1 protein-coding gene is annotated in these 513 nt (G+C 70.8%); it reads left to right on the plus strand.

Annotated elements, in window-relative coordinates:
• Window positions 1–513, plus strand: a 513-nt coding sequence (locus tag KDH83_RS31400; protein ID WP_212323049.1) for a class I tRNA ligase family protein, incomplete at both ends; no start/stop codon positions are given.

Below are 513 nucleotides of genomic sequence, written 5' to 3' on the forward strand. Positions count from 1 at the left end.
GGCCTGGTGCACATGGCGCCGGCCTTCGGCACCGACGACTTCCGGGTCTGCGAACCTCATGGCCTGGCGGTCGAGCAGTACCTGGACGAGCAGGGCCGCTTCGTGGCCGGCGACATGGCGGGCATGGATCTGGCGCAGGCCCGCGACCATGTGCTGGAACGGGTCGCGCCACGGGTAGCGTCCCTGTCCACGCTGGAACATGAGTATCCGCATTGCTGGCGTCACAAGACGCCGGTGTTCTTCCGCGCGTCGCGCGAGTGGTTCCTGGATCTGAGCGAGACACGCGAGCAGGCGCTGCGCGCGCTGGCCGATGTCGAGTTCGTGCCGGCCTCGGGACGCGAACGGCTCGCCAGCATGCTGGACGGACGCGGCGCCTGGTGCGTATCGCGCAACCGGCTGTGGGGTACGCCGCTGGTGGACCCGGCCAGTGCCGACGACCGGCGCCTGGCGGCGCGGGTGGCCGCCGAAGGCGTAGAAGCCTGGCAAAGCGAAGGGCCGCGCCGCACGCTGGAT

It is taken from the genome of Achromobacter sp. Marseille-Q0513 (assembly GCF_018195695.1).
In the GTDB taxonomy this organism is placed as follows: domain Bacteria; phylum Pseudomonadota; class Gammaproteobacteria; order Burkholderiales; family Burkholderiaceae_B; genus Achromobacter.